The following is a 1,673-nucleotide window of genomic DNA, read 5'->3' as shown; positions in this document are numbered from 1 at the left end:
GCGGTATGGCAGAGGGAATGCTTGTCCGGGGAAGTATTGGAAAAGAAGTTGTCTTACTGGCAGCAACAGCTGGAAGGAGTGCAGCCGCTGGATCTGCCAGTAGATCATCTGCGTATACCGGGAGGAACAAATGCAGGAGCGTCGGAAAGGCTTGACCTGGATGCGTCGTTTAGAGAAGATTTGGCGGTACTTTCAGCCCGTGAAGGGGTAACCTTATTCATGACCTTATTAACGGCATTTAAGGTGTTATTACACCGTTACAGCGGTCAGGAAGATATCTGTGTGGGTAGTCCGGTAGCGGGTCGTCAGCAGGAGGAGATTGCTGATCTGATCGGGTTCTTTGTAAATACGCTGGCTTTACGCAGTCATGTGGATGGCAGCCAGACCTTCTCATCGTTACTGCAGGAAGTCAAACAAACAACACTAAGTGCGTACGAACACGAGGACGTACCATTCGAAAAGATAGTAGAACATCTTGATATTGTTCGAGACCTTGCGCGGAACCCTGTATTCCAGGTAATGTTTGTATTGCAACCATCCGCATGGCAGGAGTTACCCTCATTATCGGGATTGACAATAATCCGGGAACATTTACCTGAGCCGGCCACGCAGTTTGATCTGAACCTGCAGGTGGTAGAATCGCGCGCAGGTTTAGGGATTGAACTGATCTACAACAGTAGTTTGTATGACTCATCGACGATGCGCCGGATGTTATCCCATTATAAGCACTTGCTGGAAGCTTTTGTGGCAGACAGTAATCAGCAGATAGGTATGATACCGATGCTGAGTGAGAGAGAAAAAACGCAGTTGTTAAAAGACTTTAATGATACGGCGGCGGGTTATCGTGAAGATGCGACCATCATCGGTCTTTTTGAAGAACAGGTATCGCGTACGCCCTCTTCAGTGGCCCTGACACTGAATGGGGAAAGCCTTCTTTATGGAGAGCTGGACGCGCGAGCAAACCAGGTGGGTCATTACCTGCGTCAGTCAGGTGTAAAAGCCGGTGACCTTGTAGGCATTTGCCTGGACCGTTCATTTGAGATGGTGATCGGTATACTGGGTATCCAGAAAGCGGGAGCTACATATGTACCCATAGATCCGGAATACCCTGCGGAACGTATCCGTTATATGATAGAAGACAGTGGCAGCCGTCATGTATTGACGATCTCTGCCTACCAGTCGCTGTTGGGTACCGGTAGCGCTTTACTGTTTATGGATACTGCTGAAGTCCCGGCAGAGCCCATAAGCCGTCCTGTGCGTAAGTTGTCATCATCGTCAGCAGCCTATGTGATCTATACTTCTGGAAGTACGGGTCAGCCGAAAGGAGTCGTAGTGGAACACCGGCATGTCGTACGTCTTTTACAGACAGACCGTCCTTGTTACGATTTTAACAGCGCTGATGTGTGGCCGTTGTTTCATTCATTCTGTTTTGATGTATCAGTCTGGGAGATGTATGGAGCCTTGTTCAATGGAGGTCGCTTAGTGATTGTTCCGCGGGATACAGTAAGAGATGTATCGCGTTTTACGTCATTGTTGATAAAAGAGCAGGTAACAGTATTGAACCAGACCCCGAGTGCCTTTTATGCATTACAGTATCATGTGTTGCATGTAGAGAAAGATTTATCATTACCATCTTTACGGTATGTGATATTCGCAGGAGAAGCATTGGATCC

1 protein-coding gene is annotated in these 1,673 nt (G+C 48.0%); it reads left to right on the top strand.

Going from position 1 to position 1,673, the window contains the following annotated elements:
* The coding region (locus tag GO495_RS31855) for a non-ribosomal peptide synthetase (protein WP_157304005.1) at nt 1-1,673 on the top strand (1,673 nt) is incomplete at both ends.

This window comes from Chitinophaga oryziterrae, assembly GCF_009758125.1.
GTDB lineage: Bacteria > Bacteroidota > Bacteroidia > Chitinophagales > Chitinophagaceae > Chitinophaga > Chitinophaga oryziterrae.
The sequence above is the reverse complement of the archived record's forward strand: the minus strand, read 5'-3'. Positions and strand labels throughout refer to the sequence as shown.